The organism is Marinobacter sp. X15-166B, from assembly GCF_001752365.1.
Lineage (GTDB): Bacteria > Pseudomonadota > Gammaproteobacteria > Pseudomonadales > Oleiphilaceae > Marinobacter.
Window position 1 is genome coordinate 1466146 of sequence record NZ_MEIY01000001.1, and the last position, 24511, is coordinate 1490656.

Consider the following 24511-nt stretch of genomic DNA (forward strand, 5'->3'; position numbering starts at 1 on the left):
GGCAACTGGCAACTGGCAACTGGCAACTGGCAGCGTCCATGGCCTGACTTTCTTATTTGGAGGGTTTCGATATCCTTGGCAAGGACGATTCTTAGAGCACTTTGCCAGACGTTACGGACGTTGCCATGAAACAATCCGAATACCTGCGTTACGATGCCGTGGGGCTGGCGGAGTTGATTCGCCGGGACGAAGTCACCGCAGAGGCCGTGTGTGCGGCCGCCATTGCCCGGGCGGACAGTGTGAATGCAACCCTGAACGCCATTTGCCATCCCCAATTTGAACAAGCCCTGGTGCAACCGTATCCCGCCGGTACCCCCTTTGCCGGTGTGCCGCTGCTGCTCAAAGACCTGGCACAGGAACAGGCCGGCGTGCGCTGTACCTATGGCAGCCGCAGCATGGCCGCTTACGTTGCGTCTCAGGATTCCGAGTTTGTGCGGCGCAGCCGCGCGGCGGGGCTGGTGTTTTTGGGGCGCACCGCCACCCCGGAGTTCGGCTTGAAAGCGGTCACCGAATCCACCCTGTGGGGGCCGAGCCGTAACCCCTGGCACACCGACCTGACGCCGGGTGGCTCCAGTGGCGGCGCGGCTGCAGCCGTGGCCGCCGGCATTGTGCCCATGGCCGGTGCCAACGACGGTGGCGGGTCGATTCGGATCCCCGCCGCCTACACCGGTCTGTTCGGCCTCAAACCGTCCCGCGGGCGGGTGCCGGCGGGACCGCTGGCCGCCGAAAACTGGAGCGGCGCCTCCACCGATCACGTCGTCACCCGCACGGTGCGTGACAGCGCCGCCATGCTGGATGCGCTGGCCGGTGCGGCGGCGGGTGATCCGTTTACCATTGCGCCCCCTGCGCGGTCGTACACTGCCGATCTGCAGCGGGCGCCGCAACCGCTGAAGATCGGCGTGTTTACCGCATCGCCTTACGGCACCGCAGTGGCCCCCGAATGCATCGCCGCCGTTGAACAGACGGCCCGCCTGCTGGCAGACCTGGGACACGAGGTGGAGTACGCCCAGCCGGAGATTGACGGAATGAGTCTGGCGCGGTGCTATCTGGGACTGTATTTCGGCGAAGTGGCGGTGGCGGTGGCGCGGGCCAGGCGCGAGCTGGGCGCCAGGCGTCGCGATTTCGAGCTGGATACGCGCCTGCTGGCGCTGCTGGGGCGATCCATGCCGGTACCGGACTATGTCCGCCGGCGGCAACAGTGGAACGACTTCGGCCGCGCGCTGGGAGACTTTTTTAAGCGTTTCGATCTGTATCTCAGCCCGACCACCGCCCAGATGCCCGCCCGTATCGGCCAGCTTGATAGTCCGGCGCACCTGCGACTGGCCGCGCGGCTGATGCTGCTGCTGCGGGCCGGGCGGCTGGTGCATCAAAGCGGGCTGGTGGACGAAATCGCTTTGACCAGCCTCGCCCGGACACCCTTTACCCAGCTGGCCAACCTGACCGGTACGCCTGCCATGTCGGTGCCGCTGCACTGGACCCCGGGGGGGCTGCCGGTCGGGGTGCAGTTTGGTGCCGCCCACGGAGGCGAATCGGTGTTGTTGCAACTGGCGGCACAGCTGGAACAGGCACGCCCCTGGTGGGCCCAGTACCGGCGTCTGGAGCAGGGTGTCTGAACGGCAACCCGCACCGGCGCACGCAGACAGACGTTTATCTTTGCAGTTGGAACAGGCTATGCTGTAAAGCGAGGAGTTGGCAAAACTCCGGTCTGTTCCTGATGGCATCGTGGAGGCGAGCACATGATGAACCAACCGATGGCAATCGAAGAACTGGTATCCGTAGCACAGGCAGAAGCCATGGGGGAGCTTGATGCTCCGATGATGGCGATCGTACTGTCCAGTGAACAAAGCTACGACTTGCCCATCAATTCATTGGAAACCGAAGCGGACAAGGCCCGCTGGGCGTTAATATTACGAGCAGCTCGCGAACATGTAGAAGCGGAGGCGGTGGCGGTGCTGTACCCGGCGTGGACCACCATCCGCAAAAAAGACGGCGACGACGCAAGCAGCCCGGCCGAAGAGTTGGCCGACCTTGCCGACCGCGACGCGGATTCCGATCATCCGATTGACACCCTGTTTGTCCAGTTGCACACCCGGGACCGGATCTACTGGCGTGGTTTCGAGCAAATTCGTGATCCGCGACACCAGCGAATCATCGGGTTCCGTCGCATTGGCGCCTTGTCGAGCGACTACGAACCCGGCGAAGCCCCGGTGTTGACCGGCTGGCTGAAAACCTTGTTTGAGCCCATGCCGGAAGAAGGCCGGGAAACCGACGTGGACCGGCAGTTGGCGGCCTTGCTGGACGAACCGGAGGTCAGTGCCGCCCTCTACCCACGGCAATTACGGGCCCTGCACTGACCCGGGGCCAGTTGGCCCCCTTGACTGCGTCTTCCCGGGGCGCCGGTATACGGGCATACCACCATACCGCGCGTTCGGGTTTAGCGGCAGATTGGTTTATAATCACCGGCTTTATTCCCGCATTTACAAGGTTGCCCGGTGATTGAATTTGATCAGGTCCAGAAGTCATACCAAGTAGACAAGCGTGCCATACCTGCGTTGCACGCCACCAGTATGACCATCAACAGTGGCGAGGTGTTCGGCATTGTGGGGCATTCCGGGGCTGGCAAATCCACCCTGGTGCGCCTGATAAACCTTCTTGAACGCCCCACTGGTGGTCGGATAATCATCGACAACGAAAACATCACCGACTACACCAGCACCCAGCTGCGGGACTTTCGCCGCAAGGTCGGCATGATTTTTCAGCATTTCAACCTGCTGTCCTCGAAAACCGTCGCGGACAACATCGCTTTTCCGATGAAACTGGCCGGCATCTATTCCCGCGCGGACATTCGTGAGCGGGTCAGTGAGCTGCTGGCACGGGTGGGGCTGAGTGAACACGCCGACAAATACCCGTCCCAGTTGTCCGGTGGCCAGAAACAGCGGGTGGGCATCGCCCGGGCACTGGCCTGTCGGCCGACCATTCTGCTGTGCGACGAGGCCACCAGTGCGCTGGACCCGCAAACCACCCAGTCGGTTTTGCGGTTGTTGGCGGACCTCAACCGGGAACTGGGGCTGACCATTGTGTTGATCACCCATGAAATGGACGTGGTCCGCCGGGTGTGTGACCGGGTGGCGGTGATGGATGCGGGCCGGGTGGTGGAAATGGGTGCGGTCAGCGATGTGTTCCTGCACCCGCAACACCCCACCACCCGGGATTTTGTGTTTGAGAGCGAAAACATCGACCGGGAGGAAATGCAGCAGGACATGCAACACGCCCAGGGTCGCATCTTGCGGTTGACCTTTCGCGGTGAGGCCACCTTCAAGCCCCTGCTGGGCAAGGTGGCGCGGGAGTCGGGGGTTGATTTCAGTATCTTGTCAGGGCGCATCGACCACATTAAGGATACACCCTATGGTCAGTTAACCCTGTCGCTGATCGGCGGCGATCTGGCACTGGCCATGACTGCTTTTCAGGCCGCGGACGTAGATGTGGAGGTGGTACGCTGATGGAAACCTTGATGGACGGTTTGTTGAGCAACGTCGACTGGCTTGAAATTGGCTGGGCCAGCTGGGATACCCTGGTGATGGTCGGGTTGTCGTTGCTGTTCAGCGTGCTGATCGGCCTGCCGCTGGGGATATTACTGTTTCTCACCGCCAAACGGCAGTTGCTGGAGCAGCCCCTGGTCTATGGGATTGTGTCGTTCATTGTTAACGTTTTACGTTCGGTGCCGTTCATAATCCTGTTGATTGTGATGATTCCGGTGACCGTCATGCTGATCGGCACCTCGTTGGGGGTGGCCGGCGCCATCCCGCCGCTGGTGGCCGGCGGGGCGCCTTTCTTTGCCCGTCTGGTGGAGACGTCCTTGCGGGAGGTCGACCGGGGCATTATCGAAGCCACCCAGGCCATGGGGGCGGGTATTCGCCAGATCATCACCGGTGCCTTGTTACCAGAGGCTTTGCCGGGCATCATTGCGGCGATTACGGTCACCGCCATCACCCTGGTTTCCTATGCGGCCATGTCCGGCGTGGTGGGCGGTGGTGGCCTGGGGGATTTGGCCATCCGGTTCGGCTATCAACGGTTCCAGACCGATGTGATGGTAATCACCGTGGCTCTGCTGGTGGTTTTTGTGCAGCTGCTGCAGATGGTGGGCGATCGTCTGGTGTTGTATTTCAGCCGACGGTAAACAACGACTAAAAAGTAACTAAACGAGTGAGGTCAGGTTATGAAAATCAAGAATTTTCTATTGGCAGCTGCGGCGGTAACCGCGTTTTCGTCCGTGCACGCGGCGGACAAACTGAGCATTGCGGCCACGGCGGTGCCCCACGCCGAACTGCTGGAGTTTGTAAAACCGGCACTGAAAGAAGACGGTGTGGATTTGCAGATCAAGGTGTTTACGGATTACGTACAGCCGAATGTTCAGGTGTCGCAGAAACGCATGGACGCCAATTTTTTCCAGCACCTGCCGTATCTGACCGAGTTTAACGCCGGGCGCGGTACCAGTCTGGTCAGCGTGGTCGGTGTTCATGTCGAGCCTTTCGGTGCCTACTCCAGCAAAATCAAATCGCTGGATGAGCTGGAAGATGGGGCAACCGTGGCCATTCCCAACGACCCCACCAACGGTGGACGGGCCTTGTTGCTGCTGCAGCAAGCCGGTGTGATCACCCTGAAGGATGGCAGCAAGATTACCGCAACACCGCGGGATGTGGCCGACAACCCCAAAAACCTGAAGTTCTACGAGCTGGAAGCGGCTACCTTGCCCCGGGTACTGGACCAGGTAGCGGTGGCGTTGATCAACACCAACTACGCCCTGGAAGCCGGCCTGAACCCCGCGGAAGACGCGCTGGTGATTGAAGGCGCCGAGTCTCCTTATGTGAACATCCTGGTGTCCCGCGAAGACAATAAGAACTCTGCCGCCATGCAAAAGCTGGCCAACGCGCTGACCTCCGATGAAGTCAAAGCGTTTATTGACGAAAAGTACAACGGCGCGGTGGTGCCTGCGTTCTAACGGCCTGCCGACGACCGTCGGGCAGTCAAAAAAAAGCCGGTGGGAGCCAAGCTCTCACCGGCTTTTCTGTTTATTGAGAAACAGGGCGGGTTATTCGCCGCCCCAGTTGGTTTTTGGATCGGGTGTCATCCGCAGGTAATGACGCACTTTGTCGTAGCCTTTCGGGAACCGCTGTTTGATTTCTTCCTCATCCTGCAATGAGGGCACAATGACAACGTCTTCGCCTCGTTCCCAGTTACCCGGGGTGGCCACCTTGTGATTGTCCGTCAGTTGCAGGGAGTCAATCACCCGCAGAATTTCATTGAAATTACGGCCGGTGCTTGCCGGGTAAGTGATCATCAGCCGAATGACCTTGTTGGGGTCGATCACGAACAGGGAGCGCACCGTATGCGTGTCGTCGGCTTTCGGGTGGATCATGCCGTACAGTTCCGACACCTTGCGGTCCGGGTCGGCGATGATCGGAAAGTTCACCACGCAGTTTTGGGTTTCGTTGATGTCCTTGATCCACTCCAGATGGGAATCGACGGAATCGACGCTCAGGGCGATGGCCTTGACGTCGCGCTCTGCGAAGGCGTCTTTCAGTTTCGCCGTCAGCCCCAGTTCGGTGGTGCAAACCGGAGTGAAATCCGCCGGATGGGAAAACAACACGCCCCAGCTGTCTCCCAACCACTCGTGAAAGCGGATGGGGCCGTCACTGGACTGTTGTTCAAAGTCCGGGGCGATGTCACCTAGTCGTAAGCTCATACCGTTTTCTCCTTTCGCATGATTCGGCACACTTGTTAGTCATAAGACCGATCATGACAAGAAGCAAGGTTTGTGATCCGGATCACCGGGCTAGGCGCGTTGCTTCTCAAAATACTCCCGGGTCAGCTTGAAGACCACAGGGCTGAGCAAGGCCAGGGCAATCAGGTTCGGTAACGCCATCATGGCATTCAGGGTGTCCGCGATCAACCAGATCAGGCCCAGATTAACCGTCGCACCCAGCGGAATGACAAGCACCCACAGCACCCGGTAGGGCACGATCGCTTTCACCCCGAACAAAAACTCCACGCTGCGCTCCCCGTAGAACGACCAGCCCAGCATAGTGGTAAAGGCAAAGATGGCCAGCGAAATAGCAACCACATAATTGCCGATACCCGGCGCGCCCTGGGCGAACGCCATGGAGGTCAGGGCAGCGCCGGACTCGCCGGAGGTCCAGGCACCGGAGGTGATGATCACCAGGCCGGTGATGGAGCAGATGATGATGGTGTCAATAAAGGTGCCCAGCATGGCCACCATGCCCTGTTTGATCGGGTTGTTGGTTTGCGCCGCCGCGTGGGCGATCGGCGCGGAGCCCAGACCCGCTTCGTTGGAAAAGATACCACGAGCCACCCCAAACCGCAGGGCTGCCCACACCGCCGCACCGGCAAAGCCGCCCTGGGCTGCTATTGGGCTGAACGCGTGGGTGAAAATCAGCCGGATGGCTTCCGGAATGGCGGTCGCATTGATGGCCAGCACGACCAGACCGGCCAGCACGTAGGAGATCGCCATGAAGGGTACCAACGCACTGGCCACCTGGCCGATGCGCCGAATACCACCGATCAGTACCATGCCGACCAGAACCATCAGAATGACGCCGGTCAACCAGGCGGGCATACCGAAATTGGCCTCGAGCACGTCCGCGACCGAGTTGGCCTGCACCGTGTTGCCGATGCCAAAACCGGCAATGGCGGCAAAAATGGCAAACAGCACGCCGAGCCAGGCCCATTTTTTACCCAACCCGTTGCGAATGTAGTACATCGGCCCACCCACGTGGGCCCCGCGTTCGTCGACTTCGCGGAAACGCACGGCCAGCACGGCTTCGGCGTATTTGGTGGCCATCCCCACCAGCGCGGTCAGCCACATCCAGAACAAGGCTCCCGGCCCGCCGAGGAAAATGGCCGTGGCCACACCGGCAATGTTACCGGTGCCAACGGTGGCAGACAGGGCGGTCATCAGCGCCTGGAATGGGGGATTTCACCGTCCTTGGCAAGCCCGGTGCGGCCTTCCCACATGAGTTTGAAACCCGCCCGGAGGTTGAGGATGGGCATGAGCTTCAGGCCAAGACTGAGAAACAGTCCGACGCCGAGTATCATTACCAGCATGGGGGGGCCCCAAACCAACCCGTTAATATAGCTAACAAAGGACTCGAATGCGGTCATAACGTTCTCCGGCTTTTATTATTATCGCTGCAGATGTGTGCTGCAGATCGTAGATCGCCAGTCTAATGGGAAAGCACCGTCTGTAAACAGTTTGTTCGGGGAATGTGCGCAGGATCACATCGGTAATGGCCAGCCCGGGACGGGTGGCTGGCCATTCAGTCAGGGGTGGGGAGCCCACCCCGGCGTTGTCAGCGGCCGCGCATGCCACCTTTCAGACTGCGGCTCTGGGCCGCACGGCTGACGGCTTCAAGACTGAGGACCGGCCGGACCGGGTGGTTCCGTTCGCGGGTTTGGCCGCTGGCCGCAAGGCGCTTGCGCCGAAGGCGCACGATCAGATTACTCAAACGCATAAAAACCTCCAAAAAAGCTGGTACGCCTCACCTCGGGTGTTGCCGGAGCAAACCCGGTAAACGTCTGAGCTTGAAGAAAAAAAGCGACGCAAAACGCCGCGCCTGAAAGGCTGGTGAACAGCCTTCCTGATGGTCGTCTGACTGTACAGTAAGTAACCAGCAGGCAACAATAAGTAGGGGCACGGACAAAGGCCCCGTTTCGCTTTCTGTTTGCCATGATTTTGCCTATGGTTAATAAGTAGGCTGACGCGAAAATCGTGCCGTGCTACCGACTGCAGTGCTGGTTTTGGCATTGAGATCTGCAAACTGGGGGTGCTTAACATGCGTTCATTGACCGTCTCCGATGTGATGTGGAGCCATATTCAACCGATACGTTGCGGTACGCCTTTAACCAAGGTGGTCAAAATACTGCTCACTCATCACGTGACCGGTTTGCCGGTGGTGAATGATCAGCTCCGGGTGGTGGGGTTTGTATCCGAACAGGATTGCATTCACGCCTTGTTGGTCAGCAATTATCACTGTGAAGGGGAGCCCGTGGTGGATGATGTCATGTTCGATGCGCCACTTTTGGTATCCGGCGACACCGCGATGGTTGATCTGGCGCAGCGACTCGGGGCAGGCCGGCCCAAGGTGTACCCCGTGGTGGAGAACGACCGGCTGATCGGCATTATTACCCGCACGGCCATTCTTGCCCAACTGGCGAAGTCTGGCTGCGGTATCGATATGCCGCGCTTTGCCTCCACTGAGTAACAAGGGGCAGTGGGCCACGCCGGAGGTCAAGCCCCGGTGTGGCCGTTACGATCGGTCCCGGCCGTGATCCGCGGATTGCGCGCACCGGGGGGCATGGGCTGCTGCACGGGCAAAAAGAAAAAACAGCCGCACCCCGAGAAGTACCCCCGCAGAAACAAGCCCGGCGGTTATTCCGACCCAGAATCCCGCCGCGCCCATCGCGGGCACGACCAGGTCGGTGAAGGTGAGTGTGTGCCCCATTGGTAAACCGAGTCCCCAGAATGAAAACAGCATAATCGCCATGGGCCAGCGGGTGTCTTTATAACCCCGCAACGCACTGATGCAGGTGATCTGGATGACGTCGGCTATCTGGAACACGGCGGCGTACATCAACAGTGACAGGGTGACCGCCTGCACCGCAGGATCGCTGGTATAGAGCGCGGCAATGGGCGCCTTGAAGATAAACAGCAAGCTGGCAAACAACAGGGCGATGGCCGCAGCCAGGATGAGCGCGCTGCGGGACAGGAGTCTGGCGCTCGCCGGTGCCCGCGCGCCTACCAGAAAACTCACCCGCAACGTGAGTGCCATACCCAGACTCAGGGGCAGCATGAACACCACCGAAACCACGTTCAGGGCGATCTGATGCCCGGCCACCACCACCGGTCCCAGGGGCGCCAGGAATAGCGCAATCACCGAAAACATGCTGGCTTCCACAAAAATGGTAAAGCCAATGGGGATACCCAGCCGGAGGATATAGCGGATGGTTGGCAGGTCGGGTTTCAGCCACCCCGCCAGCAGGTTGAAGCGCCGGAACGCTCTGCTGCGATTCAGATAGATCAGCAGGCCGATGGCCGCTATGCCGTTGGAAATGGAGGTGGCCCAGCCACAGCCGATACCGCCCATCGCCGGCAGCCCGAGCTTGCCGTAGATGAAAATGTAATTAAGCGGCAAATTGATCAGCATGCCCAGCATGGAAAACGCCATGATCACCTGGGTGCGCCCCAGCCCATCGGTCAGCCCCCGCAGCGCGGTGATCAGCAACAACGCCGGAATGCCCCAGGCAAACGCTCGCAGGTACCCCTGGGTGATGCGGGCGGTACCGGATTCCAGCCGCAGCACTTCCAACACCGGGTGCACGCTGGTCAGCAGCAGGATCATAATCAGTGCCCCCGCACCGGCGATGTAGATGCCCTGCCAGGTGACCGGCATGATCTGGCTGAAGGTTCTGGCCCCACGAAAACCGGAGATGATCGGCTGCAGCGCACTCAGTGTGCCCATGAACAGCAAAAACAGCGGCATCCACAAGCTGCTGCCGATACCGACCCCGGCCAGATCTTCGGCGCTGGCGTGGCCGGCCATCACCGTATCAATGACCCCGTTGCCCATTTGAGCAAGCTGGGCAATCAGGATCGGTCCCCCGAGCGTGGCCAGCACATTCCACTCGCTCAGGGTCCGCTGCAACAGCGGCTGCCGGTTTTCAGGGATGGGTTGGTGTGTCTGGTCCATGATCAAGACCTTGCGATGGCGTGGGTCCGCAGCTGGGACGTTCGGATGAAATGTTACCGGAAACGTCATTGTGACGTGCATAAGGGAAGGTGCTTGTGGATAATGGCCTGTTCTCCGTATGCCGGAGTAACATTCTTGAAGTAGCTGCAGTGAACTGATGCCAAAATCGGAACCCAACATGTTGAGCCCTGAAGCCCTGGCGGTGCAGACCGCCCTGATCGAGCGTGGACTGGAAACACCCCTGAACGAAAATGTGCTGACCCGTGATCAGAAAGTCGAGCGCATTCAGGGCCTGATGGCGGAAGTCGTCGCCACCCTGGGGCTGGATCTGAACGATGACAGCCTGACCGAGACACCGGCGCGGATCGCACGGATGTACGTGGACGAGGTGTTTTCCGGCCTCGACTACCGGCAGTTCCCGAAAATGTCGCGCATTGACAACAAAATGGGCGTGGATGAAATGATCCGGGTGCGCGACGTGGCGGTGTTGAGCACCTGTGAACACCACTTCGTCATCATTGATGGCTTCGCCAAGGTGGCGTATCTGCCCGCTGCCAAGGTGATCGGCCTGTCCAAGATCAATCGCATCGTGCGCTTTTTTGCCCAGCGTCCCCAGGTGCAGGAACGACTCACTCAGCAGGTGCTGGTCGCCCTGCAAACCTTGCTCGAAACCGAGGACGTCGCGGTGCACATCCAGGCGACCCATTATTGTGTGAAGGCGCGGGGCGTAGCCGACGCCAACTCGGAAACCGAAACCCTCGCCCTGGGTGGTGTATTCAAAACCGATCCCGCCCGCCGGCGTGAATTTCTGGACTGATTGCTATGGCGTTACTGGTTTTTGTCACCGTGTTGTGGGCGTTTTCGTTCAGCCTGATCGGCGAATATCTGGCCGGTCAGGTGGACAGTGATTTTGCCGTGCTCAGTCGCGTCGTGCTGGGGGCGCTGGCGTTTTTGCCGCTGACCCGCTGGCGGGGAGTGCCCGGGCGCCTGCAGCTGGGCATTATGGTCACCGGTGCGTTGCAATTCGGGGTAACTTACCTGTGCCTGTACCGTTCCTTCAGTTATCTGACGGTGCCAGAGGTGCTGCTGTTCACCATCTTTACCCCGCTGTACGTCACCCTGATCGACGACGCCTTCAACCGACGCTTTTCACCGGTAGCCCTGCTGGCGGCCGCCGTGGCGACCCTGGGCGCGGGCATCATCCGGTACGACGGGTTAAGTGACAGTTTCATCACCGGCTTTTTGCTGTTGCAGCTGGCCAACTTCACCTTTGCCGCCGGCCAGGTCGGGTATAAGCACCTGATGCGCGACAACCCCCTGACACTGCCCGCCTACCGCACTTTCGGGTATTTCTTTTTCGGAGCCCTGGTGATTGCCGGCCCTTCGTTTCTGATCTTCGGTGACCCCACCCGCATGCCGACCACCGGCACTCAGTGGGGCATACTGGTGTGGTTGGGGCTGGCCGCGTCCGGGCTGGGCATGTACCTGTGGAACCGGGGCGCCTGCCTGGTCGATGCGGGTACGCTGGGGATCATGAACAATATGTTGGTACCGGCCGGCTTGCTGGTCAATCTGGTGATCTGGAACCGGGATGCCGACCTGTTGCGGCTGGGGGTAGGCGGCAGTGTGATCGTGCTGTCGCTGGTCCTGAACGCCCGTTACCACCCCCGGGCCAGACTGGCGGTGTGATCTCCGCCGCTACACGCCGGCGGGCAGGTTCGCCGTTTCACCGTAAAGCCACTGCAGATCCGGGGCCCCGCTGCGGGCCCCGGCTGCTGACAGGAATCAGACTGCAATGAGGAAGAATCTCCCGGTTACGCAAACCGAAGCCCGCATGCGCGAGGGCGGACGTTTGATTACCACCACCAATCTCAAAGGTGTGATCACGTACTGTAATGATGAATTTGCCGAGATCAGCGGGTTCCGCCCCGAAGAGCTGATTGGTCAGGCTCACAACATCATCCGCCACCCGGATATGCCGCCGGCGGTGTTCAAGGGTATGTGGGAGACCATCCGGGCGGGCAAACCGTGGATGGGGATCGTAAAAAACCGCGCCAAAAACGGTGATTTTTACTGGGTCAGCGCCTACGTCACCCCTATCTGGGAACGCGGGCAGATGGTGGGCTACGAGTCGGTGCGCGTCGAACCGAGCCGAGAGCAGGTCGCCCGTGCCGCCAGCGTCTACCAAAAACTGAACGCCGGCGGGTCGGTGGTGGGCAAGGCTGGCCGGGCGCTGCTGGTGGCCCGCTCCTCCTGGCCCTTGCTGCTGTCGCTGCTGATCAGTCTGGCTGCGCTCGGGCTCAGTCATACCGGCGCCATGGTGACGACCCTGATCATCGCCCATGTCATTGGCGGGGTGGCGTTTCACCGGGTGCTGGCCGCGCGCCTGCAGCGGGTGATTGATCTGCGGCCGGATGCGTTTACCGACCCGTTGGTGGCACTCACCTACACCGCGGAGCAGGGGTTGTTTGCACGCCTGTCCATGGTGCTGCTGAGTGAGGACGCGCGCATCCGTACGGCGCTGGCACGGGTCGAAGATCAGGCCGAGATCCTGCAGGCCAAAGCCCACGACAGCATGCGCCTGATCCGGGAAGGGGCTGAAGCCATCGCCCTGCAGCGCAGTGAGACCGATCAAACGGCGTCGGCGATGAACGAAATGACCGCGTCCATTCAGGAGGTCACCGAAAGTGTGAGCCACAACGCCCGGGAAGCGGAACAGGTGAGCCGGCTCGCAGCCAGCGGTGGCGAGGTCAGCGCCCAGGCCCTGGCCTCCATCGAACAACTGGTCGAGGAGGTCAACGGCATTGGCGGGGCAATTGGCAAACTGGGGGAGTCGACGCACAGCATCGGTGAGGCCGCACAACTGATCTCCGACATCGCCGAGCAGACCAACCTGCTGGCGCTGAACGCCGCTATTGAAGCCGCCCGCGCCGGCGAACAGGGACGGGGCTTTGCGGTGGTGGCGGACGAGGTGCGTTCGCTGGCCGCCCGCACCCGCGATTCCACCAGCAGAATCCAGCAGGTGATTGACGATTTCCGCCAGCAGGTGGAAGTGGCGGTGCAGGCCACCCGGGAAGGGGAAAGTGTCGCCATTGCAGGGCTCGACAGGGTCCGCGCCGCAGAACAATCCCTGCAGGAGGTGATGGCGTCCATCGACCGTATCTCCGACAGTTTCATCAGCATGTCCGCCGCCTTCGAAGAGCAGAGCCAAGTGGCTGATGGCATCAACCGGCAGGTGGTGGAGATCGCCGAACTGGCGGATAGCAGCACCGAGAAAGCGGGTGCGGCCCGCAGAACCAGTGAAGAAACCAGCGAAATGTCCCAGGGGCTGAAAGATCTGGTGGTCCGTTTTATCAATAAAAACTGATGGTTAATTGAGCGCTAACCGGGCGGGTGGCCGCCCCGGTGCAGCTTCGGCTGGTAACCCGAACCCACTGCTGGCAAAATTCTGCAACAACGGCCGTCGTTTTAGCGGCGGCCCCCCCCGCGTTCTGTGAAGATACTCATACAAAGACAGGATTTTAATAATGACAAGTTCCAACCGCCCGGCGGGTGACTCTGTACAGCCAGGACGTGGCCTGTGGTCGTCCCGCATGGCTTTTATTCTTGCGGCGACCGGTTCGGCCGTCGGCCTGGGCAACGTGTGGAAATTCCCGTACATCACCGGAGAAAACGGGGGTGGTGCCTTCGTGCTGGTGTATCTGGCGTGCATTGCTGTCATCGGCGTGCCGATCATGATGGCCGAGATCTTCATCGGCCGCAGTGGCCGTCATGATCCGGTGTCCAGCATGCGGCTGGTGGCCGAGCGCAACCTCAATTCACCGCACTGGCGTATTTCGGCCGTTGTCGGGGTGATCGCCGCGTTCGTGATTCTGTCATTTTACTCGGTGATCGGGGGCTGGGCCGCCTCCTTTGTCGGGCATGCGGCGATGGGCGACTTCACCGGCAAGGACGCCGAGGCCATCGGCGGTATCTTCTCCGGGTTGCTGGCCAGTCCGGTGATGCTGATGGTCTGGCACAGTCTGTTCATGATTCTGGTGACCGTGGTGGTGGCCCGGGGGCTCAAGTCGGGCCTGGAAAAAGCGGTCACCATTCTCATGCCGGCTTTGCTGGTCCTGCTGCTGATCACCGTCGGCTACGCCGCCACTACCGGGCATTTTGGGGCCGCGGCGTCGTTTCTGTTCAAACCCGATTTCGGCGCGCTGACCATCGGTGGGGTGCTGACCGCATTGGGGCACGCCTTTTTTACTCTGAGTCTGGGAATGGCAATCATGATGGCTTACGGCTCCTACCTCGGGCGCGACATCAACGTGGGGCGCACGGCCATCACCATCTCCCTGCTGGACACAGTGGTGGCGTTACTGGCCGGGCTGGCGATATTCCCGATTGTGTTTGCCAACGGCTTGGAGGCGGGTGCCGGACCGGGGCTCATTTTCCAAACCCTGCCGCTGGCTTTCGGCCAGATGCCCATGGGCAGTCTGTTCGGAACCCTGTTCTTCGTGCTGCTGGTGTTCGCCGCCTGGACCTCGGGAATTTCCCTGCTGGAGCCGGTGGTGGAGTGGGCTGAAGAAAAATTCAGCATGACCCGGCGGGGCAGCGCGGTGGCGATGGGCTTTGCCTGCTGGTTGCTGGGTATCGCTTCGGTGCTGTCCTTAAATGAATGGTCCGGGTTTGCCCCATTGGGGATGTTTGCCGCCTTTGAAGGCATGACCATTTTCGATTTGCTGGATTACTTCACCGCCAACTTCATGTTGCCCATCTCCGGTCTGCTGACCGCCATATTTGTCGGCTGGTTTGTCGCCAAAGAGTCCATTCAGCAAGACCTGGCGTTGTCGGCGTCCGCCTTCACCCTGTGGATCAACCTGCTGCGCTTCATCACCCCCGTGGCGGTTATCCTGGTGTTCGTTTATACCCTGTTCGGCGACCAGTTGTTCGGCTGACGGACCCTGCTCACCGTGGCTCCGGTCATGGTGAGCAGCCCCGGGTGGGGATTAATCATCTTCCGGGTCAGTAGCGGCCCGCAGTGCCTCCAGGTGCGGTTTGACCGCCCGGACGTCATCTGCAGGGGCGTTGCCCGCCTGCGCCATGGCCGACATGGCCCCGCCCATCATGGCTTTGAATTGCTCCTTTTGCGCCGCCGTCAGGTTGGGGTTGTTGTCCAGTTCGGCCAGGGCGTTCTCCATTTCCTGCGCCATGCGCGGGTCCTGATTCTCCATTTCTAATGCCATCCAGGCGTGGAATATACGGTCTCCGGTCTGGGCCCATTGATCCGGGTTGGCGAATCCGTGGCGTTTCACCACGCCGGCGAGTTTGTCGTAGACCGAATGTCCCTTGATGCTCTGCAGGGATTTGGAGAAAACGTGTTCCATATCCGGCATGGACAAATCCGCTGCCTCGCTGGCGTCGAGATCCTCGGTCAGCGCCTCGAATTCATCCTCCATGGTGCTCAGCTCCTCCAGGCTGGCAATGAAATTGGTGATCGTCCGGTCGCTGAGCGTGTCAGCGTGGCTGTAGGTGGCGACCAGCAGGGTGGTGATCACCAGGGCTCGGACGAGGTTTATCGCATTCATGGCACACACTCCTTATGATTTAAGGGCTCAAACAAACCCGGGGATGGCTACAACATAGGCCGGTTTTGGCGGTTTCGGCAAGTGGCGGTATGCCGGGGTCGCGGATATTTTTTGCGCCGGCGGTGAACCTTTCCCCCTGCACGGGCGTCTATACACCAAGGCAGGAGAAGACCATGAAACATATATTGCGGTATTTCATTCTCGCCCTGATGGCCGGGTTGCTCGGCTTTCAGGTGAATGCAGCGGACTCCACCGGGGCATCCCGCTATGCGCCTGACGAACCGGGGCTGGCGGTCGCGACCTTTGCCGGGGGGTGCTTCTGGTGTGTGGAGGCCGGATTCGAAAAAATTCCAGGGGTGGTTGAAGCGGTGTCCGGGTACAGCGGCGGTGACGAGCCGGATCCGACCTATAAGACCGTGTCGTCCGGGGCGACCGGGCACACCGAGGCGGTGCAGGTGTATTACGACCCCAAGGTGATCACCTATGAAGGGTTACTGCAGGGGTTGTGGCGCATGATGGATCCGACGGATGCCAACGGCCAGTTTGTTGACCGGGGGCAGCAGTACCGGCCGGCGGTGTTCTACCAGAACGACAGGGAACGGCGTCTGGCCACTGAGGCCAAGGCCGCGCTTGACGCTTCGGGGGTGTACGAACAACCGGTGGTGATTGAAATCGTGCCGCTGACGCGCTTCTATGCGGCGGAGGAGTACCACCAGGATTATTACAAAAAGAACCCGGTACGTTACAAGTTCTATACCTTCAATTCCGGTCGCTACCAGTTTGTGGACAAGGTGTGGGGGGAACAACGCCACGTCGATTTCTCCCAGTATCGGCCGACCACGGAGGCTGACGGGGTCGCCGAGCCGGAGCCGCAGGGCTTCGATGAGCACAGCTTCGTCAAGCCCGCCGATCGCGAGCTCAAGCGGCGGCTGACCCCGCTCCAGTATCAAGTCACCCAGAACGACGCCACCGAACGCGCCTTTGCCAACCCCTACTGGGACAACACCCGGGCCGGCATATACGTGGACGTGGTCTCCGGTGAACCGTTGTTTTCCTCCGCGGACAAATACCGCTCGGGCACCGGTTGGCCCAGCTTTACCCGCCCCATCAGACCCGATGCGGTAGTGGAAAAAGAAGACCGCTCCTGGTTCGGAGTGCGCACTGAAATCCGCAGCCGGGTGGCCGATTCCCACCTGGGTCACGTCTTTGACGACGGTCCGGCCCCCGCCGGTCTGCGTTATTGCATGAATTCGGCGGCGCTGCGGTTTATTCCTCTGGAGCAGATGGCGGCGGCCGGGTACGGTGAATACCTCGACCAGGTGGCCGGAAATTAGTACCCCGTCCGGCTCAGAGCCACAGATCCGCCAGCGGCGTCTCCGGGCTGAAGTGATGCTGAATCTGGGCTTGCAACAGTTCAGCCGTCGCCAGGGCGTCGGTGAGGGCGTTGTGCGGGGGGTAGTGGGGCAGGCGGTAGCGCACCCGGCAGTCCGGCAAGCGCACCGATATCGGTTTTTTGCCTTGCACCCACTGGGCCCACCAACCGGGGCTGCGTTTCGGGTGCAGGTAAGACTCGATGGCGATGGTATCAATCACCGGGAACTGGATACCCTCCCCCAGCCGGGCCTGCAGGGCAACATCCAGAAACGGCCGCTCGATGTGACGGTAGTGCACCACCGCGATACGTCCGGCCATGACACTCAGGATCTCGTCCAGAACCTCGTCAATATCCGGAGCATCCTCGATATCCGAGTGGGTAATCCCGTGGATGGTGACGGAGGTCGGGTGCAGGGGTACCTGGGGGCGCAACAGCCAGTGGTGCGCCCCGGCGACCCGTATCCGTGCCAGCTCAAATGGCAGCAGGCCAATGCTGACAATGGAATCGTCCACCGGGCTCAGCCCCGTGGTCTCGAAATCCATCGCCACCATCGGCACTTCAGCCATCGGCGTTTCCGGATCCGGCCAGCCCGCCTGATAAAAGGCTTGCAAACGGGGGTCCACGGTTTCGGCTTGCAGCTTGCGCAACCGCTCGGGCCAGCTCAGCTTGCGGGCCGCCCCGGATTTCAAATGTCGTGTGCGTGAATACAGCATGACCAGGCCTCAGGAAATATTGCGGCCCGCCGGGGCGTGGTAGCGGTACCTCAGAAATCGCTGGGCGTTGCTGACCACCTGGAACGCATCTTTCAGGTGACTGCGCTCGAACGGTGACAGATCTTCCGGGCGCACGTTATTGTCCGGCTCCCGCCCGGCCTCAATAGCCAGCGCCTGATGGCGGATGCGGACGATGGCAATGAACTCGAGGGCATCCCGCAGGTTATTGACGCCGTCTTCCGGTAACAGATTGGTTTTGGCGATGGCCCGCAGGCGCAAAAAGGAATTCTGGGCCAGGGAGCCGCAGGCCAGTGAGTGAATGCGGATCAGATCGGACACCGGCGCTGTGCCCCGTCGCTTGAGGTTGAAGGTCTTGTTCTGTTTGCCGTCGGTTTCCATCACAAAGGTACGGAAGAAACCCAGTGGTGGCGTACGGTTGAGGGCGTTGCGCGCCATATACGCGAGAAAACGCTGGCTGCGACTGGCTTTCTCGGCCACCAGTTTCTTCAGGATCTCGGCGAATTCGGTTTCCCCGTAGATGCCGTCCAGATCAAAGAAAATACTGCTGTGCAGCAAGGCTTCCGCCTTCGGGTTGAGAATCCAGTCGGTGAAGTACTCTTTCCACACCCGCAGCGGCTGACGCCATTTGGGGTTGGTGGCCATGATGTCCCCGGCGCAGTAGCTGTAGCCGCACTCCGCCAGACCGTCACTGACGAATTTGGCCAGCGCCAGAAAATACTCGTCGTGTTGCTCCGGATCAAAGCTGTCATCCAGCACCATGGCGTTGTCCTGGTCGGTGACCACCAGTTGTTCGTCCCGTGCCATGGAACCCAGCGCCATAAAGCAGTAGGGCACCGGCGGCGGACCCAGCTTGGCTTCGCCCAGTTCCAGCAGCCGTTGGGTAAAACTGCGGCCGATCCCCGCCAGAGCGCTGCCAATCATGTGGGAATTGGCGTCTTCGTTGACCATACGCACAAAGGTGTCGGGCACATCGCGGCTGACTTTCTTGAGCCCTTCCACCGTGTCCTGATGGAAGATATGGCTGACCACAAACACACTGCTCTGGGTATCGTGTCTGATGATGTCAGACAGGGAAATCACCCCGCGGGGCTCACCGTGTTCGACCACCGGCAGATGGTGGACGTTGTTGTGCAGCATGCTGAGCAATGCCTCAAAAATAAAGGCGTGGGCCGGTATGGTAATCAGCCCCGTGGACATGATGTCACCGATCGGGGTTTCCGACGGCAGCGCCTCGGCCAGGGCCCGGGTGCGCATGTCCCGGTTGGTGACAATGCCCGCCATTTTGGGGGGCTCAACGCTCTCATCCATCAACAGCAGGGAGGACACGCTCTCCTCCGCCATCATGCGGGCCGCTTCCTGCAGACGCATGGTGGTGGGTGCGGTGACCGGCGCCCTGGAGATCAGCCGGGAAATTCGGGCGGTCATCAGTTTGTTGGAACTCTCCCGGCGCGAAACGGCAGTGCGCAGCCGGGTATGGTCTTCCAGCTCAACAAAATCGGCAAAATTGTCGTCGGTTTCCCACAGGTGCCGAAACACCGGCTCGGGGATCAGGTATATCAGGGTGTCTTCCAGCGCTTTGGCCGGGAAACGTACGCTCTTGTTGAGCATCAGACCGAATTGACCGAACACCGCCCCCTCGGTGATGCGGTTGAAAAGAATGCCGGTACGTCGGTAGACCTCCACCGCGCCACTGCGGATGTAGTGCAGATAATTGTTCGGTTCGCCCAGTGTTAAAATGTCCGTCCCCGCGCGAAAGTAGGCCACTTCTATGTTGTTGACCACATAGACCAGAGTTTCTTCGGGCAGTTCGTTAAACGGAGGAAATTGGCTCAGATGATTTCGGATTTCAATCAATTCTGCTTGCATGCAATGGGTCCGCTTCGGTTCAATGGCTGATTACACAAGGCTGCCGGTCCAAGCTGGCGGCGTCGTAACAGCATAGCAGTCAACGCCCTGGAGTCGCGAATGGAAACAACAACCTGCCACACTTTGGTGCTGGGCGGCATACGTTCCGGTAAAACCGGATTGGCGGAAGCGCAGGCGCTGGCTCAGCCCCGGCCGGTGGTTTACCTGGCCACCGCCACCGCCGGCGACGTGGAGATGGCCAGCCGGATCAGCCGGCACCAGGCGTCCCGGCCCGGGGACTGGGGACTGGTGGAAGAACCGCTGCACCTGGGCCAGGTGTTGTGGCACCAGGGACGACACAGTCCGGCTCCCTGCCTGTTGATTGACTGCATGAGCCTGTGGGTGAGTAACCTGCTGCACGCCGGTGACGAGCTGTTCCGGCACCAGCGCGACGACTTTCTGCAGCAAATCGAAGCCTATCCGGGGCCATTGGTGGTGGTCAGCAATGAAACCGGCCTGGGAACCGTCGGTATGGACCCCCTGACCCGACGGTTTTGCGATGAAATGGGCTGGCTCAATCAGATGCTGGCGCAGCGCTGTGACCGGGTGCTGATGGCGGTGGCCGGGTTGCCGCTGGTGCTGAAGGATCAGGCCGCTGCCGGACATCGCTAGCGTCGGCCGGCGCAGGGCGGAGGAATGATCCATACTGTGGCGGGAATGGACACAAAAGCTGCACCGACATGATTCGACCGACACTCCGCCAACCTCACCTTCTCGCCGTTTTGGGGCTGTTGCTGTTGGGCGTGCTGGGCAGCACAAGCGGCTTCGCCCAGGTGCAGATCCATGCTTTGGAGCAAGCCGATAAAACCGCTTCCCCGGAGCAGAAAATCCCGGTGATCGAGGCCCCGGAGGAATCGGAGACCCCCGCTCCTTTACCGATCGAAACCCCCAGTGAATCCGCCGCCGAAATCCGCCAGGAACTGCAATCCTTCACCCGCGCACTCAGGGAACGCCGTGAGGCTCTGGCGCAAACCCGGCAGCGCCAGGAAGTGGCTGAAGTCCGGCTGAGCCGGTTGGCGGCTGAGTTCACCAGCTTGCAACAGCGTCTGGACGCAGTGGGGCTGGATCTGACCAAAAACTACGCCAATTTGCTGCGTCAGCGCCTGGAGCGCCTGAAACAAAAACATCTCGCCGATAACCTGGCTCCGGCCATCAAGGAGCAGCTCGAGGCCGCCCGCATCGAGCAGTTTCAGCTGGAGGAATTTGATGCGGTGTTGGGGGAAACGGGCAGCACCCGGTTGCTCGAGCAGCGGGCGGCGTTACTGACCAATCTGAGTGAGGCGGTGGGCCAGCACATTGAAGAGCTGAACACCTATTATGAAACCATTCGCCAGCTGGAGGAGCAGATCAGGGATTACCAGGCACTGGTGCGGGAACGGCTGTTCTGGCTGCCGAGCACTGCGCCGGTGAGCTGGCAGAGTGTGGAAGAGTTGTATCAGGCGGCGGGTTGGTTCTTCGAGGGCAGTCATTGGCAGCAGATCGCCACTTCGGTGGGGGCTTCGCTGCGCGCGCGCTGGCGATGGGTGCTGGGCCTGGCAGTGTTACTGGGCATCCTGTTGCTGGGCCGGCGCCGGGCAAAAGCCGCTCTGCTGGCCACCGCCCGACACCTCGGCAATGTGCACCAGGATACCATGGGCGCGACCATCAGAGCGCTGGGTTACAGCGTGTTTCTGGCTTTGTCCGGGGTGGTGGCGCTGTTGTTGCTGGCGCAGACGCTGACTGCGGCGGGTGCGTTCGGGGTGGCCCTCGGCAACGGGCTGGTGAATGCAGCCTTGCTGCTGTTCCTGTTGGGGCTGGTGCAACAGGTGGCCCGTCCGGACGGACTGGGACAGCGCCACTTCAACTGGCATCCGCAAACGCTGCATGCGGTAAGGCGCGGTACGGCACGGCTGTTGTGGGTGCTCTTGCCGGCGGCGGTGTTGGTGCCGGTCACCGAAGCCCCGGTGGGCGAGGCCTACGCCAGCAGCCTGGGGCGGCTGGTGTTTGCCATCGCCTCGGTGGCGCTGGCGGTGTTCGCCCACCGCTTGTTCACCGCCTTCCGCAGCCAGCGGGGCGACCGGCGGAGGTCATTTGCACTGATGGTGATGCATCTGCTGGCGGTGCTTGCCCCGGTGGTGTTTGCGGGGGTGTCGCTGTTTGGTTACCACTACACCGCCATTCAGCTGGAAGGCACTCTGTTTATCAGTGTGTGCTGGCTGGTGCTGCTGACATTGCTGCGCTACCTTTGCCTGCGCGCCCTGTCGGTGCGGGAGCGGCGCCTCACTTTGGAGCGGCTGCGGGTCCAGCGGGCGGCCGAACACGAGCGCGAAGCCATGCTGGAAGCGGCCGGATCGTCCGGCGAGGGGCGCACCGCCAAACTGGAATTGCCGGAGCTGGATCTGCATGACATCAGTAACCAGAGCAAGGCGTTGCTGGGTGTGGTTATTGTTGCCCTGGCCGTGGGCGGGCTGTGGTTCCTGTGGGCACCGGTGTTCCCGGCGCTGAATGTGCTGGACGACATCACCCTGTGGACCGTCATGGAGGGGGCGGACGAACTGCCGATTACCCTGGCGGATCTGGGGCTGACCCTGCTGGTGGTGATGGCCACGGTGTACGCCGCCCGCAATCTGCCGGGGGCACTGGAGGTGACCCTGCTGAGCCGGATGGAGCTGGCCCCGGGCAGCGGTTACGCCATCACCACCGTGGTGACCTACGTGATTGTTATTGTCGGCAGTGTGGTGGCCCTCACCATGATCGGGGCGCAGTGGTCGAAGCTGCAGTGGCTGGTGGCCGCCCTGGGCGTGGGTCTGGGGTTCGGGTTGCAGGAAATCGTCGCCAACTTTGTGTCGGGCATCATTCTGTTGTTTGAGCGCCCCATCCGGGTCGGTGATACGGTCACCATCGACGGCATCACCGGCACCGTGGCGCGCATCCGCACCCGCGCCACTACCCTGGTGGACTGGGATCGCAAGGAACAGGTCATTCCCAATAAAACCTTTGTCACCCAGGACCTGACCAACTGGACCCTGACCGATTCCATCACCCGGGTGATCGTGCGGGTCGGGGTGGCTTATGGCACCGACATTGATCAGGTGCAGGCGTTGTTGCTGGAGCTGGTCTACGCCAACGACCGGGTGACCCGCGACCCTGAACCGGCGGTGTTCTGCGTCGGCCTGGACGACAGCCAGATCGAATTCGAGTTGCGCGTCTTTGTCACCCACATGCTGGACATCATGCCATTGGCCCACGAGTTGCGGGCCGCTATCCCCCCAGCGCTGGCCGCCGCCGGCATTGAGATTCCGTTCCCCCAGCGGGACATCCATGTGCGCACCCCGTTGCCGGTGTACGAGCCGCATCAGGGGCCTGACGCCGCCAAAGACGGTTAAAGCCGTGAGGGGTTGTGGTCATTGAGGCAGCTCATGACCCCATAGGCCGAGCGCTCGATCTGGATCTGGCTGCGGCAGGCGTAGGGTACCGCGATGGCTGAGAACGCCCGCCCCAGGGGCGCTCCCAGCACTTCCGCCAGGATCATGCGGATGACCCCGCCGTGGCAGACCATCAGCAGCCGTTGCCCCGCCAGTTCGGTGGTCCAGTGTTGCCAGGCCTGTTGCACCCGTTGGTAGAACGCGGTCACCGGCTCCCCCTCCGGCGGCGGGTACTGTTCCGGATCCCTCCAGAAACGGGAAAGTGCTTCATGCTCGGTGGCCATGATGGTGGCCGCGGTCTGCCCTTCCCAGCGGCCAAAACTGATTTCCCGCAGCCGGTCGTCGCTGTACAGCGGCAGTTGCTGCTGATTGGCGTAATACTGGGCAAAGGGCGCGCAGCGGAGCATGGGTGAGGTGATCACCGCATCCCAGCGGTCTTGCGGGCTGATGGCCTCGCGCATTTGTTGCCAGCCCAGCTCGCTGAGCGGGTCGTCCTGGCTGCCGCGAAACATGGGGCCCCCTTCGGGTTCACCATGGCGTAACACGTCGATCCGGGTGGTGGTGGCTTCATTGTCCATCACTGACTCCTGCATCGGCAAAACTGGCCATGCCATTGTGCAGCGCACAGGCGGCCCTCAGTAAAGGCACCGCCACGGCGGCGCCGCTACCTTCCCCCAGACGCATGCCCAGGTCCAGCAAAGGCCGCGCGTCCAGAGCGTTCAATACCAGGGTGTGTCCGGGTTCGGCCGAGCGGTGTGAGAAGTGCAGCCAGGCGCCCACCGCCGGTTGCTGCCGCACCGCGACCAGGGCGGCCACCGACACCATATAGCCATCCACCAGGACCGGGATACGACGTGCCGCACAGCCAAGGATGGCCCCGGTTAACGCGGCAATCTCGAATCCGCCGAGCGACGCCAGCGCCACCAACGGGTTCGTGGCATCCACGCCATGGTGCGTCTGGTGGCGGTGCAGGGCCCGGGAGATCACCTGGGCCTTGTGACCGACCCCGGCAGGGTCCAGCCCGGTGCCCGGGCCCGCCAGTTCGTCGGGGCGGGCCCCCAGCAAGGCACAGGCCAGGGCTGCTGCGCTGGTGGTGTTGCCAATGCCCATGTCACCGCCAATAAACAAGTGCGCCTCCTGTTCCAGCGCCCTTTGGGCTGCCTGCTCACCCTCGTGCATGGCTTGCGCGGCCTGCTCCGGCGACATGGCGTCGCGAACCGCCAGATTGGCGGTGCCGGCGGCGATGGTGTGATCCAGCACCCCGGGTAATTCGGGCAATGGCGCTACCGTCCCCAGATTCACTACCTCAAGCGTAGCACCCAATTCTCGGGCCAGCACACAGATGGCGGCACCGCCCCGGGCAAAGTTGACCACCATCTGCCCGGTGACCGCTTGGGGAAACGCCGAGATGCCTTCGGCACAGACGCCATGGTCCGCCGCAAACACGCAGATGGCCACCCGATCCACCGCCGGGGTGGTGGTGGCTTGCTGGCCGCACAGGGTAATGGCCAGGGTTTCCAGCCGGCCAAGGGAGCCGGGGGGCTTGGTGAGCGCATGCTGTTGTTGCGCGGCCTGTTCCGAACAGGGGACGTCTGGTGCCGGAAACGAGCCGGGCCAGTCAGGGGAATTGGACATTACAGAGACCTTCGTACATGGATAAACCGCAAAAACTTCCGCTTGTGGCGGCGTGTCGGGCGCAGAGGCGCTGCCAGGGTGTAAAATCATACGCCGGCGGGGCGCAATCAGGTAGGCTTGGCCG

Annotated in this window: 21 protein-coding genes and 1 pseudogene; 13 read left to right on the forward strand and 9 right to left on the reverse strand. The window is 61.3% G+C overall.

Annotated elements, in window-relative coordinates:
- Nucleotides 1-125: 125 nt before the first annotated feature.
- The 5 genes from BG841_RS06945 (at nucleotide 126) to BG841_RS06965 (ending at nucleotide 4999) form a co-directional block, all read left to right on the forward strand.
- The gene (locus BG841_RS06945; protein WP_070056991.1) at nucleotides 126-1613 is read left to right on the forward strand and encodes an amidase; all 1488 of its coding nucleotides are present in this window, start codon (nucleotides 126-128) and stop codon (nucleotides 1611-1613) included.
- Nucleotides 1614-1739: 126 nt separating this feature from the next.
- On the forward strand, nucleotides 1740-2354 hold the full coding sequence (locus tag BG841_RS06950) for a hypothetical protein (RefSeq protein WP_070058725.1): 615 nt from the start codon (nucleotides 1740-1742) through the stop codon (nucleotides 2352-2354).
- 138 nt (nucleotides 2355-2492) lie between these two features.
- Nucleotides 2493-3500, forward strand: coding sequence for a methionine ABC transporter ATP-binding protein (locus BG841_RS06955; protein ID WP_070056992.1), 1008 nt, complete (start codon nucleotides 2493-2495; stop codon nucleotides 3498-3500).
- On the forward strand, nucleotides 3500-4177 hold the full coding sequence (locus BG841_RS06960; RefSeq protein ID WP_228141617.1) for a methionine ABC transporter permease: 678 nt from the start codon (nucleotides 3500-3502) through the stop codon (nucleotides 4175-4177). The genes BG841_RS06955 and BG841_RS06960 overlap by 1 nt, the downstream gene beginning before the upstream one ends.
- A 39-nt stretch (nucleotides 4178-4216) precedes the next feature.
- Nucleotides 4217-4999, forward strand: a complete 783-nt coding sequence (locus tag BG841_RS06965) for a MetQ/NlpA family ABC transporter substrate-binding protein (protein WP_070056993.1) — start codon at nucleotides 4217-4219, stop codon at nucleotides 4997-4999.
- Nucleotides 5000-5089: 90 nt separating this feature from the next.
- Here the strand turns inward: BG841_RS06965 and BG841_RS06970 are convergent, their stop codons facing one another.
- From BG841_RS06970 to BG841_RS17040, 3 genes and pseudogenes are all read right to left on the reverse strand, one after another.
- Entirely contained in the window at nucleotides 5090-5743 is a 654-nt protein-coding gene (locus tag BG841_RS06970) for a peroxiredoxin (RefSeq protein ID WP_070056994.1), read from the reverse strand.
- Between the two features lie 90 nt (nucleotides 5744-5833).
- Nucleotides 5834-7179 (reverse strand): annotated as a pseudogene (locus BG841_RS06975) (alanine/glycine:cation symporter family protein).
- 188 nt (nucleotides 7180-7367) lie between these two features.
- Entirely contained in the window at nucleotides 7368-7529 is a 162-nt protein-coding gene (locus BG841_RS17040; RefSeq protein ID WP_158007600.1) for a hypothetical protein, read from the reverse strand.
- 321 nt (nucleotides 7530-7850) lie between these two features.
- Here BG841_RS17040 and BG841_RS06985 point away from each other — a divergent pair, with 321 nt between their 5' ends.
- A complete protein-coding gene (locus tag BG841_RS06985; RefSeq protein WP_070056996.1) occupies nucleotides 7851-8279 on the forward strand; it encodes a CBS domain-containing protein in 429 nt (142 codons plus the stop codon).
- Between the two features lie 45 nt (nucleotides 8280-8324).
- On the opposite strand, the gene BG841_RS06990 is transcribed toward BG841_RS06985, so the two are convergent.
- Nucleotides 8325-9764 (reverse strand): MATE family efflux transporter, encoded by a 1440-nt coding sequence (locus tag BG841_RS06990; protein ID WP_070056997.1) that lies wholly within the window; start codon nucleotides 9762-9764, stop codon nucleotides 8325-8327.
- Nucleotides 9765-9942: 178 nt separating this feature from the next.
- Between BG841_RS06990 and folE the strand changes: the two genes are divergently transcribed.
- The 4 genes from folE (at nucleotide 9943) to BG841_RS07010 (ending at nucleotide 14704) form a co-directional block, all read left to right on the forward strand.
- Nucleotides 9943-10581: a GTP cyclohydrolase I FolE gene (gene folE, locus BG841_RS06995; protein ID WP_070058727.1), complete on the forward strand. Its 639-nt coding sequence runs from the start codon at nucleotides 9943-9945 to the stop codon at nucleotides 10579-10581.
- A 5-nt stretch (nucleotides 10582-10586) separates the two neighbouring features.
- Nucleotides 10587-11453: a carboxylate/amino acid/amine transporter gene (locus BG841_RS07000; protein WP_070056998.1), complete on the forward strand. Its 867-nt coding sequence runs from the start codon at nucleotides 10587-10589 to the stop codon at nucleotides 11451-11453.
- 106 nt (nucleotides 11454-11559) lie between these two features.
- Nucleotides 11560-13131, forward strand: a complete 1572-nt coding sequence (locus tag BG841_RS07005; protein ID WP_070056999.1) for a PAS domain-containing methyl-accepting chemotaxis protein — start codon at nucleotides 11560-11562, stop codon at nucleotides 13129-13131.
- 160 nt (nucleotides 13132-13291) lie between these two features.
- Nucleotides 13292-14704, forward strand: a complete 1413-nt coding sequence (locus BG841_RS07010) for a sodium-dependent transporter (protein ID WP_070057000.1) — start codon at nucleotides 13292-13294, stop codon at nucleotides 14702-14704.
- A gap of 51 nt (nucleotides 14705-14755) precedes the next feature.
- Here the strand turns inward: BG841_RS07010 and BG841_RS07015 are convergent, their stop codons facing one another.
- Nucleotides 14756-15334: a hypothetical protein gene (locus BG841_RS07015; RefSeq protein ID WP_070057001.1), complete on the reverse strand. Its 579-nt coding sequence runs from the start codon at nucleotides 15332-15334 to the stop codon at nucleotides 14756-14758.
- 173 nt (nucleotides 15335-15507) lie between these two features.
- Here BG841_RS07015 and msrB point away from each other — a divergent pair, with 173 nt between their 5' ends.
- On the forward strand, nucleotides 15508-16668 hold the full coding sequence (gene msrB / locus BG841_RS07020) for a peptide-methionine (R)-S-oxide reductase MsrB (RefSeq protein ID WP_070057002.1): 1161 nt from the start codon (nucleotides 15508-15510) through the stop codon (nucleotides 16666-16668).
- 13 nt (nucleotides 16669-16681) lie between these two features.
- Here msrB and BG841_RS07025 read toward each other — a convergent pair whose 3' ends face one another.
- Together BG841_RS07025 and BG841_RS07030 are read right to left on the reverse strand one after the other, a co-directional pair.
- Complete coding sequence (locus BG841_RS07025) at nucleotides 16682-17422, reverse strand: 3'-5' exonuclease (protein WP_070057003.1); 741 nt, start codon at nucleotides 17420-17422, stop codon at nucleotides 16682-16684.
- Nucleotides 17423-17431: 9 nt separating this feature from the next.
- Nucleotides 17432-19309, reverse strand: a complete 1878-nt coding sequence (locus tag BG841_RS07030) for a DUF294 nucleotidyltransferase-like domain-containing protein (RefSeq protein ID WP_070057004.1) — start codon at nucleotides 19307-19309, stop codon at nucleotides 17432-17434.
- Nucleotides 19310-19408: 99 nt separating this feature from the next.
- On the opposite strand from BG841_RS07030, the gene cobU reads away from it, so the two are divergent.
- Nucleotides 19409-19960, forward strand: coding sequence for a bifunctional adenosylcobinamide kinase/adenosylcobinamide-phosphate guanylyltransferase (gene cobU / locus BG841_RS07035; RefSeq protein ID WP_070057005.1), 552 nt, complete (start codon nucleotides 19409-19411; stop codon nucleotides 19958-19960).
- Between the two features lie 68 nt (nucleotides 19961-20028).
- Nucleotides 20029-22713 carry a mechanosensitive ion channel domain-containing protein gene (locus tag BG841_RS07040; RefSeq protein ID WP_070057006.1) on the forward strand — a complete coding sequence of 895 codons (2685 nt, stop codon included), beginning with the start codon at nucleotides 20029-20031 and terminating at the stop codon, nucleotides 22711-22713.
- Here the strand turns inward: BG841_RS07040 and BG841_RS07045 are convergent.
- On the reverse strand, nucleotides 22710-23330 hold the full coding sequence (locus BG841_RS07045; protein ID WP_070057007.1) for a histidine phosphatase family protein: 621 nt from the start codon (nucleotides 23328-23330) through the stop codon (nucleotides 22710-22712). The two genes, BG841_RS07040 and BG841_RS07045, sit on opposite strands and share 4 nt — an antisense overlap.
- Complete coding sequence (cobT, locus tag BG841_RS07050) at nucleotides 23320-24387, reverse strand: nicotinate-nucleotide--dimethylbenzimidazole phosphoribosyltransferase (RefSeq protein WP_070057008.1); 1068 nt, start codon at nucleotides 24385-24387, stop codon at nucleotides 23320-23322. Before cobT ends, BG841_RS07045 begins: the two co-directional genes overlap by 11 nt.
- Nucleotides 24388-24511: the final 124 nt, after the last annotated feature.